The organism is Pseudomonas sp. DTU12.3 (assembly GCF_004124275.1).
GTDB lineage: Bacteria > Pseudomonadota > Gammaproteobacteria > Pseudomonadales > Pseudomonadaceae > Aquipseudomonas > Aquipseudomonas helmanticensis.
This window is the reverse complement of record NZ_CP027218.1, coordinates 5,136,598-5,152,454: the sequence shown is the minus strand read 5'-3', so window position 1 is coordinate 5,152,454 and position 15,857 is coordinate 5,136,598. Positions and strand designations below refer to the sequence as shown.

The 15,857-nt window shown below is 58.7% G+C and carries 14 protein-coding genes; 9 read left to right on the top strand and 5 right to left on the bottom strand.

The window, feature by feature from the left end; all coding sequences use genetic code 11:
• Positions 1-94: 94 nt before the first annotated feature.
• Positions 95-853, bottom strand: a complete 759-nt coding sequence (locus C2E19_RS23565) for an SDR family oxidoreductase (RefSeq protein WP_129395311.1) — start codon at positions 851-853, stop codon at positions 95-97.
• Between the two features lie 164 nt (positions 854-1,017).
• On the opposite strand from C2E19_RS23565, the gene C2E19_RS23560 reads away from it, so the two are divergent.
• From C2E19_RS23560 to groL, 4 genes are all read left to right on the top strand, one after another.
• The gene (locus C2E19_RS23560; RefSeq protein WP_129395310.1) at positions 1,018-1,749 is read left to right on the top strand and encodes a HugZ family protein; all 732 of its coding nucleotides are present in this window, start codon (positions 1,018-1,020) and stop codon (positions 1,747-1,749) included.
• A gap of 65 nt (positions 1,750-1,814) precedes the next feature.
• A complete protein-coding gene (locus C2E19_RS23555) occupies positions 1,815-2,291 on the top strand; it encodes an FxsA family protein (protein ID WP_129395309.1) in 477 nt (158 codons plus the stop codon).
• 260 nt (positions 2,292-2,551) lie between these two features.
• Entirely contained in the window at positions 2,552-2,845 is a 294-nt protein-coding gene (locus tag C2E19_RS23550; protein WP_007916610.1) for a co-chaperone GroES, read from the top strand.
• 51 nt (positions 2,846-2,896) lie between these two features.
• Positions 2,897-4,543, top strand: a complete 1,647-nt coding sequence (groL, locus tag C2E19_RS23545) for a chaperonin GroEL (protein ID WP_053123383.1) — start codon at positions 2,897-2,899, stop codon at positions 4,541-4,543.
• Positions 4,544-4,709: 166 nt separating this feature from the next.
• Here groL and C2E19_RS23540 read toward each other — a convergent pair whose 3' ends face one another.
• Positions 4,710-5,453 carry a phosphatase PAP2 family protein gene (locus C2E19_RS23540; RefSeq protein WP_129395308.1) on the bottom strand — a complete coding sequence of 248 codons (744 nt, stop codon included), beginning with the start codon at positions 5,451-5,453 and terminating at the stop codon, positions 4,710-4,712.
• 54 nt (positions 5,454-5,507) lie between these two features.
• Positions 5,508-7,457, bottom strand: a complete 1,950-nt coding sequence (locus C2E19_RS23535; protein ID WP_129395307.1) for an LTA synthase family protein — start codon at positions 7,455-7,457, stop codon at positions 5,508-5,510.
• A 202-nt stretch (positions 7,458-7,659) separates the two neighbouring features.
• Between C2E19_RS23535 and colR the strand changes: the two genes are divergently transcribed.
• From colR to C2E19_RS23510, 5 genes are all read left to right on the top strand, one after another.
• On the top strand, positions 7,660-8,343 hold the full coding sequence (gene colR, locus C2E19_RS23530) for a two-component system response regulator ColR (protein ID WP_129395306.1): 684 nt from the start codon (positions 7,660-7,662) through the stop codon (positions 8,341-8,343).
• Positions 8,333-9,607 (top strand): HAMP domain-containing sensor histidine kinase, encoded by a 1,275-nt coding sequence (locus C2E19_RS23525; RefSeq protein ID WP_129395305.1) that lies wholly within the window; start codon positions 8,333-8,335, stop codon positions 9,605-9,607. Before colR ends, C2E19_RS23525 begins: the two co-directional genes overlap by 11 nt.
• 162 nt (positions 9,608-9,769) lie before the next feature.
• A complete protein-coding gene (locus tag C2E19_RS23520; RefSeq protein WP_129395304.1) occupies positions 9,770-10,438 on the top strand; it encodes a class I SAM-dependent methyltransferase in 669 nt (222 codons plus the stop codon).
• Positions 10,439-10,442: 4 nt separating this feature from the next.
• Positions 10,443-11,156 (top strand): lipopolysaccharide kinase InaA family protein, encoded by a 714-nt coding sequence (locus tag C2E19_RS23515; RefSeq protein ID WP_129395303.1) that lies wholly within the window; start codon positions 10,443-10,445, stop codon positions 11,154-11,156.
• Positions 11,157-11,158: 2 nt separating this feature from the next.
• Positions 11,159-11,386: a hypothetical protein gene (locus C2E19_RS23510; protein WP_129395302.1), complete on the top strand. Its 228-nt coding sequence runs from the start codon at positions 11,159-11,161 to the stop codon at positions 11,384-11,386.
• A gap of 166 nt (positions 11,387-11,552) precedes the next feature.
• Here the strand turns inward: C2E19_RS23510 and C2E19_RS23505 are convergent, their stop codons facing one another.
• Positions 11,553-14,588 carry a multidrug efflux RND transporter permease subunit gene (locus tag C2E19_RS23505; RefSeq protein WP_129395301.1) on the bottom strand — a complete coding sequence of 1,012 codons (3,036 nt, stop codon included), beginning with the start codon at positions 14,586-14,588 and terminating at the stop codon, positions 11,553-11,555.
• 13 nt (positions 14,589-14,601) lie between these two features.
• On the bottom strand, positions 14,602-15,750 hold the full coding sequence (locus C2E19_RS23500) for an efflux RND transporter periplasmic adaptor subunit (protein WP_129395300.1): 1,149 nt from the start codon (positions 15,748-15,750) through the stop codon (positions 14,602-14,604).
• Positions 15,751-15,857: the final 107 nt, after the last annotated feature.

Genomic DNA, 15,857 nt, shown 5'->3' with positions numbered 1-15,857 from the left:
GCTCGCGAAAGCGGTGTGTCAGTCGACGAAAATGTTGTCTGACCCACCGTATTCGCGAGCAAGCCCGCTCCCACATTTGGTTTTGTGTTGTCAGTCAGATACGCAAGCCGCCATCCATCTCCAGAATCCGCCCGGTGTAATAGTCGTTCTCGAAGATATACGCCGCCGAATGCGCAATCTCTTCCGGCTTGCCCATACGCTTGAGCGGAATCCCCGAGGTCATCTTCTCCAGCGCTTCCGGCTTCATGCCCAGGGTCATCTCGGTCTCGATGAAGCCCGGCGCAATGCCCGCCACGCGAATCCCGTAACGCGCCAGTTCTTTGGCCCAGGTCACCGTCGCCGCTGCCACGCCAGCCTTGGCCGCCGAATAGTTGGTCTGACCAACGTTGCCCGCCCGCGAAATCGACGAAATGTTGATGATCGCGCCAGTGTTCTTCAGCTCGACCATTTTCGCCGCCACCTCACGGGTGCAGAGGAACACGCCGGTCAGGTTGACGTCGATCACCGCCTGCCACTGTGCCAGGCTCATCTTGGTCATTTCGCCGTCCTTGACCTTCAACAGCAGGCCATCACGGAGAATCCCGGCGTTGTTGATCAGGCCGTGGATCGCACCGAAATCGGCGGCAACCTGAGCGATCATGTGCTCGACCTGTTCTTCATTGGCCACGTTGCACAGATAGCTGCGTGCCTCGACGCCCTTGGCTTTACACGCCGCTACCGCTTCGTCGAGTTTTTCCTGATTGAGGTCGACGAGCGCAAGCTTCGCGCCTTTGCCAGCGAAATACTCGGCCATGGAGCGGCCCAAACCCTGGCAACCGCCCGTGATAATGATTACTTTGTCGTTGAGTTGCATTCGCATGCCCCGATAGCAGGTCTGAGTAGTTTTTGTTATCAGCGCCTCTCGATCTGCACCGGCCGTGGCTGGCTTGCACATGAGAATTTCCCGATGGCGTGACCGAAACTTCTATTCGGGCGCCCGTCCGTTTTTGCGACGGATTCTATTTAAGGAGTCATAAATTGAGCGTTGAAGTGGCCAAGAATGCCCGAGAATTGCTTCTCAAGGAATACCGCGGAGTGTTGTCGACCCACTCCAAATCGATGCCCGGTTTTCCCTTTGGCTCCGTCGTGCCGTATTGCCTGGACGAGCAGGGCCGCCCGCTGATCCTGATCAGCCGGATTGCCCAGCACACCCACAACCTGCAGAAAGATCCGAAGTGCTCGCTGCTGGTGGGGGAGCGCGAAGCCGACGATGTGCAAGCCGTTGGTCGCCTGACTTATCTGGCTGAAGCGCAAAAGCTCGAAGACGCCACTGCTATCGAAGCTGCCGCCGAGCGTTACTACCGCTACTTCCCGGATTCGCAGAACTACCATAAAGCCCACGATTTCGATTTCTGGGTGCTGACCCCGGTGCGTCATCGTTACATCGGCGGTTTCGGCGCGATCCACTGGGTTGATCAAGTGACCCTGGCCAATCCGTTTGCCGGCAAGGCCGAGATCAGCATGGTCGAGCACATGAACAGCGATCACACCAAAGCCATCGCGCACTACGTCGAGCTCGCCGGTCTGCCGAACAGCGTGCCGGCGCAACTGACCGGCATCGACACCGAAGGCATGCACCTGCGCATCGGTCAGGCGCTGTACTGGCTGGCGTTTCCAGCGCCTTGTAATACGCCGACACAAGTGCGCGAAGCCTTGGTTTCTCTGGCTCACGCCGAGGTCTGGCCAAAAAATGCGCTGGCTGACGCTTGAATTCACGAAAGGGCGACGTCATCTAAGGCTTACTGCAAGGCATTTCTTGCGTTGAGGAAACTTTGATGCGCCCTTTTCTGTTGCTCTTTCTGCTGTTTCCGGTGCTGGAGCTGTTCGTATTCGTCAAAGTGGCAGGGGCTATCGGGTTTTTCCCGGCCCTGCTGCTGATCATTGTCGGCTCGATGTTCGGTGTGTTCGTGCTGCGCGTCGCCGGACTGGCCACGGCATTGCGTGCCCGTGAAAGCCTGAACCGCGGCGAATTGCCTGCGCAAACCATGCTCGAAGGCCTGATGCTGGCACTGGCCGGTGGTCTGTTGATCCTGCCGGGTTTCATCAGCGACGTGGTCGGCCTGGTCATGCTGCTGCCGTTCAGCCGTCGTCTGCTGGCAAACAAAATGCGTCAGCGCGCCGAAGAACAGGCCATGCGCCAGCGTGCGTTCGCCGACGACCTGCAACCCCGTGGCGGTCCTGCACCGCGTCAGCCTCTGGGCCGCGAGGGTGATGTGATCGAAGGCGAGTTCGAACACCGCGACACCAAGTAACTGCGTTATCGACACGGCACCTGCGGGTGCCGTGTTCATTTGTGGGCTGCTTTTGTGCAGAGCCTCGGTGAAAAATTTTTCGCCTCGCCCTTGTAATAAGCTTATGCGCCCTTATGTATCGGTCACCGAAAGGTTTCTGGCATTTGCGCCAGTCAGTCTTCCGCGTCTCGCTCGACGAGGCGCAACCGGCGAAGGCCGGATTTGTTAAACCCGCCGGGAATACACCGGCCGATGAAAACCACAATTAGGAGAGATCGACAATGAAGCTTCGTCCTCTGCATGACCGCGTCGTAATCCGTCGCAGCGAAGAAGAAAAGAAAACCGCTGGCGGTATCGTCCTGCCAGGTTCGGCTGCTGAAAAAGCCAACCACGGTGTGATTCTCGCTGTAGGCCCGGGCAAAGCTCTGGAAAACGGCGAAGTGCGCGCACTGTCCGTGAAGGAAGGCGACAAGGTTGTGTTCGGTCCTTACTCCGGCAGCAACACTGTGAAAGTCGACGGCGAAGACCTGCTGGTAATGAGCGAGAACGAAATCCTCGCTGTTATCGAAGGCTGATACCCCCCGTTCATTTTCCCGCTACTACAAAGTATTTAAGGAATATCGATCATGGCTGCTAAAGAAGTTCTGTTTGGCGATTCCGCCCGTAAAAAAATGCTCAAGGGCGTCAACGTCCTGGCTGACGCAGTAAAAGCGACCCTGGGCCCGAAAGGCCGTAACGTGATCATCGAGAAGAGCTTCGGCGCTCCGACCATCACCAAGGACGGCGTTTCCGTCGCCAAAGAAATCGAACTCGAAGACCGTTTCGAAAACATGGGCGCGCAGCTGGTCAAAGACGTTGCCTCCCGTGCCAACGATGACGCAGGTGACGGTACTACTACCGCTACCGTTCTGGCTCAGTCGATCGTCAACGAAGGCCTGAAAGCCGTCGCTGCCGGCATGAACCCGATGGACCTGAAGCGCGGTATCGACAAAGCGACCATCGCTATCGTCAAAGAGCTGAAGAACCTGTCCAAGCCTTGCGCTGACACCAAGGCAATCGCTCAGGTAGGTACCATCTCCGCCAACTCCGACAGCTCCATCGGCGACATCATTGCCGAAGCCATGGAAAAAGTCGGTAAAGAAGGCGTGATCACCGTTGAAGAAGGCACTGGCCTGGAAAACGAACTGTCGGTTGTTGAAGGCATGCAGTTCGACCGTGGCTACCTGTCCCCGTACTTCGTCAACAAGCCAGAGACCATGGTTGCCGAGCTGGACAGCCCGCTGATCCTGCTGGTCGACAAAAAGATCTCGAACATCCGCGAAATGCTGCCAGTGCTGGAAGCCGTTGCCAAAGCCGGCCGTCCGCTGCTGATCGTTTCCGAAGACGTTGAAGGCGAAGCCCTGGCGACTCTGGTTGTGAACAACATGCGCGGCATCGTTAAAGTCGCAGCCGTCAAGGCTCCAGGCTTCGGCGACCGTCGCAAGGCCATGCTGCAGGACATCGCTGTTCTGACCGGCGGTACCGTTATCTCCGAAGAAATCGGCCTGAGCCTGGAAGCGGCAACCCTGGAAAACCTGGGTAGCGCTAAAAAGGTCAGCATCTCCAAGGAAAACACCATCATCGTTGACGGTGCTGGCGTTGAAGCAGACATCCAGGCGCGTATCACTCAGATCCGTGCCCAGGCTGCTGAAACTTCCTCGGACTACGACCGTGAAAAACTGCAAGAGCGTCTGGCCAAGCTGTCCGGCGGCGTTGCAGTGATCAAGGTTGGCGCTGGTTCCGAAGTAGAAATGAAAGAGAAGAAAGCCCGCGTTGAAGACGCCCTGCACGCAACCCGTGCAGCCGTTGAAGAAGGCGTGGTACCTGGCGGTGGCGTTGCGCTGATCCGTGCTCTGCAAACCCTGAACGACCTGAAAGGCGACAACGCTGATCAGGACGTCGGTATCGCTGTTCTGCGCCGCGCTGTTGAAGCGCCGCTGCGTCAGATCGCTGCCAACAGCGGCGACGAGCCAAGCGTTGTGGTCAACGAAGTCAAGAACGGCACCGGTAACTTCGGTTACAACGCCGCAACTGGCGAATACGGCGACATGATCGAAATGGGCATCCTGGACCCAACCAAGGTAACCCGTTCCGCTCTGCAAGCTGCATCGTCGATCGGCGGTCTGATCCTGACCACCGAAGCGGCAGTAGCTGACGCGCCGAAGAAAGACGGCGGCGCTGGCGGCGGCATGCCAGACATGGGCGGCATGGGTGGCATGGGCGGCATGATGTAAGCCAGCCTTACCCCCGTAACGCAAAAACCCCGCTGACGCGAGTCAGCGGGGTTTTTTATTGCCCTTCAAAAGATCACAGGCAAAAGATCGCAGCCTTCGGCAGCTCCTACAGCGGATCGCGAACATCTGTAGGAGCTGCCGAAGGCTGCGATCTTTTAACCTCCATTCACGCGCCGACTGGTTGCGCTCTGACGACCGTCTCGGCCCTCACCGCCGGACGATACAACACCCAGTAATACGACCCCAGACAGATCAGCCAGCAGAAAATCGCCGTCCACACGTTGTGCGAGAAAAAGTGCGCGCCCTGCATCATTCGGCTGATCGAGAACACCGAACCCAAGGCAAAGGCAAAGATAAACGCCTGTTTGGCCAGGCGCGGACGACGGTCACGCAATACAAAGAACAACGCAAACAAGGTGAACCCCGTAGCGGCATGACCACCCGGCCAGCAACGCCCCGGCTTGTTGGTCTGCGGACGATGTTCCATCAACTTGCTGTAAGTCTCATGGCCGCCAAACTGCTCCAGGCTCCAAGGGCACTGCACGGCAGTCACCGCTTTCATCGGCGTGACAAACGAAGTCGCCAACCCCAACGACAACACCAGACAACCCAGTTCCCGCTTGAACGGTTTCAGTCGTTCGATGAAAAACGAGGCAATAAAACCCAGTACCGCAAACACCGAAAAGCCGATCACCACTTCTTTGGCGCGGTCGTGAAGGATGTTCTCGAGGAAGTAACTGTGCCGCCCGATGAAATCGCCGGCCGCCGGGTCGTAAAACAGTCGGGCCAGATCCATGTCCAGATCGGTCAGTTCCAGCAGTACCAGAATGATCGCCGCGACAACGGGAATCCCCAGGCACAACCACCAATTCAGCGGGCGAGGGGTGGGACGTACAACGTTTGATGACATGTCGGATCCTGCATAAAAGAAAACGCCCCGGAACATCAGCCCGGGGCGGTTCGATTAACGTTCGCTGACTTGCGGGGCACCCTCCTTGGGTGCTTTCCAGCCAAGCAGCTGTTGCTTGAAGCCATAACTGGCAGATTGGTAATAGGTGATGGCGCGGCTGATCAGCGGATCATCGCTGGTCGCCCGGGATTCACGGCTTTCGCTCAGCGCATCGTCATGGCGACGCAGGCCTTGGCGCGGGCTGAGAATCGCCAGATTCTTGCCGTCGAACAGGCCCAGATGCTGGTAGTTGCCGACCACCACGCGCGGTGGCAGCGGATTGTCCTGCAACAGGTTGCGGCCAAAGAACGTCGATTGGTAATCCAGGTTCAACAGGCCCAGCAGCGTCGGCGCAAGGTCGATCTGGCTGGCCAGTTGGCCGTTCTCGCGTGGCTCGATGAACTTCGGTGCATAGATGAACAGCGGGATCTGATAGTTGGCGATTGGCAAGTCTTCCTTGCCCGCACTCCCGGCAGTGTGGTCGGCGACGAAGATGAAGATCGTATTGTCGAACCACGGTTTCTGCCGTGCCTGTTCAAGGAACTGGCCGATCGCATAGTCGGTGTACTTCACCGCACCATCACGACCGTTACCGGATTTGATGTCGATGCGATTATCCGGGTAGGTATAGGGACGATGGTTGGATGTAGTCATCAGCTGCAACAAAAATGGCTGCTGTTTCGCATAGTCCGCATCGGCCAGTTTCAGCGTCTGTTTGTACAGATCCTCGTCGGCCATGCCCCAGGCATTCTTGAAGTGAATGTCGGCTTCATCGACGCTGCTCTGATCGACCACGCGGTAACCGTTGCCGCTGAAGAACGCATTCATGTTGTCGAAGTAACCGCGTCCGCCGTAGACAAACACGCTGTCGTAACCCACCGCACTCAGTTGCTGGCCAAGGCTGGCAAAGCCGCTTTCACGACCGATGCGCTTGACGATCGAACGGCCCGGCGTCGGTGGAATCGCCAGGGTGATGGCTTCCAGACCGCGGTCGGTACGGGTGCCGGTGGCGTAGAAATTGTTGAAGTACAGGCTCTGCTTGCGCAGGGCATCGAGGTTCGGCGTCAGGTTGCGATCGTCACCATTGCTGCCCAGATACTTGGCGCTGAGGCTTTCGATGGTCACCAGGACGATGTTCGGTGTGCGCGCGGTGCCAGGGTTGTCGATCATCCGGCGGATGTCCTGCGGATCCTGGCCGATGAAGCGGGCGTTGGGTTCGTTCAGTTCGGCGCGAATCTGCCGGGCGACCACGTCAGGCGCGTGGCTGCTGTAGAACTGCGTGTAGTCGAGTTCGTTGTTACGAAATGCGGCGAAGAACTGGTAAGGGCCATTGCTCGCCAACTCATTCTGATAGGCATTGCCGCCTTGGGCGCGCGGAGCGTCCTGGCTGAGCAGTTGCAGGCTCAACCCCGTTACCAGCAGCAATGCCAATGCATTGAGCAAACGTCGACGCAACGGCGGCAGCGGAGCGTCCAGTGCAGCATTGAACGGCTTGCGCAGGGCAAAACTGATGGCAACCGCCAGCAGCGCCAGAATGCTCAGCAGCGTAGCGATCGGATACGACTCCAGCACGTTGTTCAGCACTTCATCGGAATACACCAGGTAGTCGACGGCGATAAAGTTGAAGCGCACGCCGAACTCATCCCAGAACAGCCACTCGGCCACCGAGACGAACAGCATGGCGAACAGGCTGACCGTGAACAGGCCTTGCAGAAACCAGCGATGGCCGCGACGCCGCCATAACGCCGGCGGGCACAGCAGCAAATACAGGCCCATCGGCAATGCTGCATAGGCAAGAAAGCCGAGGTCATACAGCAGGCCGATGCCGAACACGGAAAAGGCTCCGCCACCGGCCTCATCCAGATGCGTCAGCAGCAAAACGGCGCGGGTTACGGAAAAGATCACCAGCCAGGCGCCGGTGATCAGCAGCAAAAGGCGCAGGGGCGCCGTCTTGAAAAAGTCCATTGTCTACATTCCCTATATCTAATGGCGCGAGAGTGTCGCTTGGTGACTGTAGTCAGGTTGTGAACCGATAGTGAAAAACTTGTTAAGACTTTAATTTGGTTGAGAGAGTTGATTTACGCGGCTTTCAGCCCTAGCTCTGAGCTGGCGATGGCCTTAAGCTGCGCGGGCCATGACGGCCGTTACTGTGTACGGAGGAGTGCCCATGCGAATTCTATTGGTCGAAGACAACCGCGATATCCTGGCCAATCTGGCCGATTATCTGGGGCTCAAAGGCTATACCGTCGATTGCGCCCAGGACGGTCTGTCGGGCCTGCATCTGGCCGCCACCGAGCATTACGACCTGATCGTGCTCGACATCATGTTGCCAGGTATCGACGGCTACACCCTGTGCAAACGCCTGCGCGAAGACGCCCGTCGCGATACACCGGTGATCATGCTCACCGCGCGTGATCAACTCGATGATCGCTTGCAGGGCTTCAAGTCCGGCGCCGACGACTATCTGGTCAAGCCGTTTGCCTTGTCCGAGCTGGCCGCGCGCGTGGAAGCGGTGATGCGCCGGGCGCAGGGCGGCGGACGCCGTGCCTTGCAGGTCGGTGACCTGAGCTACGATCTCGACACTCTCGAAGTGACCCGCGAAGGCAAGCTGCTCAAGCTCAACCCGGTCGGCCTCAAGCTGCTCGCGGTGTTGATGCAGAAGAGCCCGCATGTGTTGCGCCGGGAAATTCTCGAAGAGGCCCTGTGGGGCGATGATTGCCCGGACAGCGACAGCCTGCGCAGCCACGTTCACCAATTGCGTCAAGTGATCGACAAACCGTTCGCCAAGCCGCTGCTGCACACCGTGCACGGCGTCGGTTACCGCTTGGCCGAGGGGCGTGATGGAGTTTAAGCAAAGCCTTTCCCAGCGGATCATCATTGCCTTTGCGCTGATGAGCGCGCTGGTGGCCGGAGCCTTCGCCATGGGCATCGTCGCCACCGTGCACCTGGTGGAAGAAAAACTGATTTCAGCAGGCCTGGGCGGCGACTTGCAGCGCCTGCTCCTGATGGACAACGTTTCGGACTGGAGCCATCGGCCGGAGCCGGATCAGTTGTTCTATTTCAGCGGCGGCCCCGGTGATTTCGAGTTGCCGAAGGATTTGCGTCACCTCGATTCCGGTTTCCACGAAGTCTTCCGTGAGCAGCTGTCGTATCACGCGATGGTCGAAATCGTCGACGGTCGCCGTTATGTGCTGCTGCAGGATCAAAGCGATTTTGAAGAGCGCGAGCGCGTACTGTTTGCCGTGGTGCTGGTGGGCTTCGTGCTCAGTCTGGCGCTGGCGGTATTCCTCGGCTGGGTGCTGGCGCGCAAAGTGATGGCGCCGGTGGTGCGCCTCGCACGGCAGGTGCGTCACCGAGACCAGTTGCTCGGATTGGCGCCGCCGCTGGCGCCGGATTACGCCGCTGATGAAGTCGGTGAACTGGCGGTGGCGTTCGACGCCACGCTGGGCAGGCTGCGGCAGGCACTGACCCGCGAGCGCTTGTTTACCAGTGACGTCAGCCACGAGTTGCGTACACCGCTGATGGTGCTGGCGAGTTCTTGTGAGTTGTTGATGGAAAACCCGGCGATCGATCAACGCGGCCGCTCGCAGGTCGAGCGCATTGCCCGGGCCAGCGAGGAAATGCGCGAGCTGGTGCAGACCTTCCTGATGCTTGCCCGTGCTCAGCGCGAAGATGCGGGCATGGCGCCGCAACACGATCTCGCGCATGTCGCCGACAATCTGTTGTGCGTATGGCGTGAGCCGATCGAAAGCAAAGGGCTGAAATTGCAGTTCGAACGCGGCAACCCGCCGGATACCTGTTTCAACGCCACGTTGCTGACCGCAGTGATGGGCAATCTGTTGCGCAATGCCTGTCACTACACCGAGCAGGGCTTCATTCGCCTGACGCTGAAAGCTAACGGGTTCGTCGTTGAGGATTCGGGTGTGGGTATTCCCGAGGAGAAACGCGAGGCGATGTTCCAGCCATTTGTCCGTGGCAGCGAAAATCGTGGTGAAGGTCTCGGGCTTGGCTTGTCGCTGGTGCAGCGCATCTGCGAGAACCAGGGCTGGACGGTGACTTTGAGCACTATGGAGCCCAATGGCTGTCGCTTCGAAGTGGATCTGGGCAAAGACTGACAGGCGGTGGTGGCACCCAGCCACTCCCGCCAACCTGTCTAAATCCTGTATAACCTTGAAATAGTTTGCGGGTTTACCGGACATTTTTTTCACAAATGGATGACCTGACGCTGACATGCCGCTCCCTAAGGTGGTGACATCAGCAATTCAGGAGTCCTGGTGATGGCCGGCCCGATCAAACTCGATTTTTCCGAAAAGTACGACGACAACCACGCGCAAAAATATTTGCGCAAGCATCAAGCCGATCTCGGTCGCCGGTTGTCACATTGGCGCGACGAACAGTTGGCCCGCAAGGCGCTGACGTTGGCCGGTGAACCGGGTCTGGTGCTGGATTTGCCGTGCGGTGCGGGGCGCTTCTGGCCATTGCTGGCGGAAAAACCGAATCGGGTGATCATCGGTGCGGATAACTCCGAGTCGATGATCCGGACGGCGATGCAAGCGCAACCGGCGGATGTGGTGAAACGGGTACAACCCTTGCACACTTCTGCGTTCGACATTGCCTTGCCTGATAACGCCGTCGACAGCATTTTTTGCATGCGTTTGCTTCATCACATCGGTGAAGCCGAGCATCGACGGGCCATTCTGCGTGAATTCGAGCGCGTCACCCGCGACAGCGTGATCATTTCGCTGTGGGTGGATGGCAACTTCAAGGCCTGGAAACGCAAAAAGGCCGAGGCCAAGCGTGGGCAGGAAGGTTACCAGAACCGTTTTGTGTTACCGGCTGTTACGGTGGAAAAAGAATTCGAAGAGGCAGGGTTCCGCATACAGGAACAACTGGATTTCATCCCGCTCTATGCCATGTGGCGGGTTTACGTATTACGCAAGAGGTAGTGGGATGGCAGTGCAATTTGCAGCAGAAACGGACGTCGCTCCGCAGGATCTTTTTGACTATTACTGGAACCAGCGTGGTGAGTGGGTAGAAGAACCCAACGTGCGGCGTGGTGGCGAAAGTGGTGTGCAACGAGTCATCGGGCGTGACGGTCAATTGCTGTATGCAAAACGCCAGACCGGACACATCTACCGCAGTTGGCTGCATCCGTTCGGCCGCCCGACGGTGTTGCGTGAGCTGGACGCCCTGACCGGCGTGAGCAAACTTGGCGTGCGCGTGCCGGAAATCGTCTTCTGCGGCGCGCAGCCTGATCCGCAGTACAAGTGGCGTGCGCTGCTGGTGACCAAGTCGCTGGACGGCTTTGACGAACTGGAAAAGTGGGAAGCGGCGGGTGGTCGCGCGCAATACGGCGAAGCCGTTTACGAACGCGTGCTCAAAGACCTCGCCGAGAACCTTGCGCGCATGCACAAGGGCCGTTGGCAGCACAGCTGCATCTATATCAAACACGTATTTGTACGGGTAACCGGCGAAGGCGATTCGGCCAAGGTCGAAGTAGCGTTGATCGACCTGGAGAAATGCCGCCAGCGTCTGACCGCTTATCGCGCCGCCTCCCATGACATGAAGCAATTGCGCCGCCATTCGTCGTTCAGCGATACGGACTGGAAAAAACTCGTCTATTTTTATGAGACGGCGTTTGGCAGCGCTATCAAAGGTTTATAGCGATGAAACTAGAAATTGCACGAGGTTTGTTTCTGGTTGGAGCCTTGGCAGTTGCATCATTGGCGGTGGCGGCTTGGGAGCAGCCCCGCATGCAGGTTGTTGGCGCGTCAGTAGACGACGCCCACTGCGCAATGCCACGGGTGGCGAAAGCCTCCGTGGCGACTAAACCCGACCATGATTTATTGTTGTTCATGTTCGGGCTTTCCCAAGGGATGAGGCCGCAGAGTTGAACCGATTGAAGCCAAAATGAAAGGCCTCGCAGATGCGAGGCCTTTTTTTATGCCCGAGACGACACAGATCCCGTATAGGAGTGAGCCTGCTCGCGATAGCGGCCTGTCAGTTAATAATGATTTGAATGGCACACCGCTATCGCGAGCAGGCTCACTCCTACAGGGGTTACGCGGTTGGTTTGGGATCGGGTTTTGCCAGCAGGGTGTAAACGCACGGCAGGACGAACAGCGTGAACAACGTGCCGATCGACATCCCTGTCGCAATCACCATGCCGATATCAAAGCGGCTGACCGCCCCCGCACCGGTGGCCAGAATCAACGGCACCATGCCAAACACCATCGCCGCCGTGGTCATCAGCACCGGCCGTAGCCGAATCGCTGCCGCTTCCTCCACCGCCTCACGTGCCGTCAGGCCTTTGTCCTTGCGCAACTGGTTGGCGAATTCGACGATCAGGATCCCGTGCTTGCTGATCAGACCGATCAGCGTGACCAGCCCGACCTGGGTATAGATGTTCATGCTCGACCAGCCGAGGAACAGCGGAATCAATGCGCCGCAGATCGACAACGGCACCGTCACCAGAATCACCAACGGATCACGGAAGCTTTCGAACTGCGCCGCCAGCACCAGAAAAATGATCGCCAGCGCCAAGGCAAACGTCACCCACAAGGCGCTGCCTTCCTGGACGAATTGCCTTGATGCGCCGCCATAGTCGAAGGCGAAGCCGGCCGGCGCTTCTTCGCGGGCGATCTGCAGCACGGTGTCGATGGCTTCGCCCATGCTCACCAGCGGGAAACCGGAAATCTTTGCCGCGTTGAGTTGCTGGAACTGGTTGAGCTGGCGCGGTCGGGCGCGGTCGCTGACCTTGATCAGCGTCGACAGCGGCAGCAATTCGCCCTGAGTGTTTTTCACGTAATAATTGTTCAGCCAGTCCGGGTTGTCGCGGTACGGCCGTTCGACCTGGGCGATAACCTTGTAGCTGCGCCCTTCAATGGTGAAACGATTGATTTCCGCCTCACCGAGCAGCGTCGCCAGCGTGCCGCCGAGATCCTGCATTGACACGCCCATCTGCGCAGCCTTGGCGCGGTCGATATCGACCACCACTTCCGGTTTGTCGAACGCCAGATCAAGGTCGACGAAGGCGAACTTGCCCGACTCCATCGCACGTTTCTTGATCCGGTCGGCCACTTGCAGCAGCAGTTCGTAATCGTTGGCCGTATTGATCACGAATTCGAACGGCAAACCTTCACCGGTGCCGGGCAGGGAGGGCAGGTTGAAACCGAAAATCTGCAGGCCCGGGATGTTCCCCAGTTTGCCTTGCACCTCGGGAAGGATCTGCATCTGCGTGCGGCTGCGCTCGTTCCAGGGTTTCAGCAGGAAACCACCGATGCCCGCCTGCACACCGTTGTAGCCGTTGATCTGGAACGAGGAGTAGTACTCCGGGAATTCCTTGAAGATCTTGATGAATTCGTCGGTGTAGGTGCTCAGGTAATCGAGGTTGGTCGGCTGCGGCGCGTTGGCCATCATGAAAATGATGCCTTGGTCTTCGTCCGGCGCCAGCTCCGATTTGGTGAATTTGAGGAACACCGGGATCAGGCACAACACGATCACCGCAAACACCAGCACCACCGGCCGCGTGTTCAGCGTGCCGTGGAGCATGCTCTGGTAGCGGCGCTTGAGGCTGTCGAAGATCCGGTCGAGGCGATGCGCCAGGCCTGTGGGGTTTTGTTCGTGGCGCAGCAAGTAGGCGCACATCATCGGCGACAGGGTCAGGGCGACGATCCCGGAGATCACCACCGCACCGGCCAGGGTCAGCGCGAACTCCTTGAACAGCGCCCCGGTCAGCCCGGTGAGAAAGCCGATCGGCGCGTACACCGCCGCCAGCGTGATGGTCATCGACACCACCGGCATGGCGATTTCCCGCGCGCCCTCAAGCGCGGCCTCGAATGGCGTCTTGCCTTCCTCGATATGCCGATGGATGTTCTCCACCACGACAATCGCATCGTCCACCACCAGCCCGATGGCCAGCACCATCGCCAGCAACGTCAGCAGGTTGATCGAGTAACCCATGATCTGCATGAAGAACATCACGCCGATCATCGACAGCGGAATGGTCACCACCGGGATCACCACAGAACGCAGCGCACCGAGGAACAGGAACACCACGACGATGACGATCAGCACCGCTTCGAACAGGGTTTTCACCACTTCATCGATAGAGGCCTGAATGAACAGCGTGGCGTCGTAGGCAATCTCGCTTTTCAGGTTCGGCGGCAGTTGCGCTTCCAGCTCGGGCATCAGCTTGCGCACTTCCTTGATCACGTCCAGCGGGTTGGCGCCCGGTGTCGCCTTGATGCCGATGTACACCGACGGCGTGCCGCCGAACGAGCTGATCGAATCGTAGTTTTCCGCGCCCATTTCCACCCGCGCGACATCGCTGAGCAGCACGCGGCTGTCGCCACTGACCTTGAGCGGAATCGCCGCAAAGGCCTCGGCCGACTTCAGCTCGGTGTTGGCGTTGATGCTGGTGACGACGTACTCGCCTTTTACTTCGCCAGCGGCGGAGAGGAAGTTGTACTGGCGCACGGCGTTGGTCACGTCGCTGGCGCTGAGACCGAAACCGGCGAGTTTTATCGGGTCGAGCCACAGGCGCATGGCGAACACCTGATTGCCGAGAATCTCCGCTTCGGCCATACCCGGCAGGGTCGCCAGTTTTGGCTGGATCACCCGCGACAGGTAGTCGGTGATCTGCGGGTTGCTTAAATCCTTGCTGAAGAAACTGATGTACATCAGCGCCGAAGCGTCAGCGGATTCCTTGCTCAGCACCGGGTCTTCGGCGTCCTGCGGCAGCTTGTTTTTGACCTCGTTGGCCTTGGCCAGCAACTCGGTGAACAAGCGGTCGGTGTTGGAGCCGATGCGCGCGTAGATCGAAATCACCGAGAAGTTCTGCCGGCTGACCGAGGTCATGTAATCGATGCCCTCGGCGCTGGCCAGACTCTGCTGCATCGGCTGGGTGATGTAGCCCTGAATGGTTTCGGCGTTGGCCCCGGGGTAAGCGGTGGTCACCGTGATCAGGGCGTTTTCCATTTGCGGGTATTGGCGCAGCGGCAACTTGCTCCAGGCCTGAAAGCCGAGCAACACAATCAACAGGCTGACCACAGTGGCGAGCACCGGGCGGCGGATGAACGGATCAGTAAAAGCCATGGGGATTCCTTGATCAGTCGGCGCGAGGCGGACTGTTCTGCTCGCCGAGGGTCTTGTCGTCGCTGATGGCAATGTGCGCGCCGTTGTCCAGTTTGATCTGGCCGGCCGTCACCACTTGTTCGCCGCTCTGCACGCCCTTGTTGATCATCACCAGGCCATCACGGCGTTCACCGGTTTCGATGAAGCGGCGTTCAGCGATCAGCACCGGTTGGCCCTTGTCATCCTTTTCGACGCTGCCGTCCTCGGCCTTCTTCTGCCCGACCACGTAGATCGAGTTGCCGTAGAGGGTGTAGGTGATCGCGCTTTCCGGCACGACGATGTGTTTCTGCGGATCGGGCAGCAGCACTTCAAGGCTGGTGAACATGCCCGGCAGCAGTTTGCCGTCGGGGTTGCCCAGGGTGGCGCGGATCAGAATGTTGCGCGTGGTGCTTTCGACGATCGGGTTGATCGCGCTGATCTTGCCGGCGAAGTTTTGCCCGGGGTAGGCCGAAACCGAGATCTGTACGGGTTGGCCGATGGCCAGTTTCGGCACCGATTGTTCGGGCAGGTAGAAGTCGGCGTAGAGGCTGCTCAAATCCTGCAGCGTGGCGATTTTGGTACCGCTGGCGAGGTAGTCGCCGATGTCGACCTGACGGATGCCGATGGTGCCGCTGAACGGCGCGACGATGCGTTTTTTCGCCAGCGAGGCGTTGAGCTGATTGACCGTAGCCTTGTTCTTTTGCAGCACGGCGGAGAGACGGTCGTATTCACCCTTGGAAATGGCGCGGCTGTCGACCAGTTGCGCGCCACGGCCGAAGTCCAGTTGCGCCAGACCGAGGTCGGCTTTTGCGGTTTCGAGCAGGGCGGTCTCGACGGCGCTGTCGAGTTGCAGCAGCGGCTGGCCGGCCTTGACCTTCTGTCCGGATTCGAACTTGAGTTCGGTGACGGTGCCGGCCACTTCCAGGCTCAGCTCGACGCCTTGCAGCGCCTTCAGTGTGCCGACGGTAGGCAAGCGCATCTGCCACGGTTGCTCGGTGGCATGGGCCACGGCGACGCTGATCGGCGGTTTCGGCTTGGAAAAGCCCTGGATCATCGTGTAGATCGAAAAGGCTTTGTACCCGCCCAGCACGAGGACGATCAGCAAAACAACACCCAACATGATCAGCATGCGGCGACGCAGCATATTTCCAGTTCCTTGGATAAATCAGGTGAGACAGGCGCGAACATTACTCCGAGACAGGCAGGGAATCCAACTGCCACTTATTACACTTCAGACGACATGACCCCTGT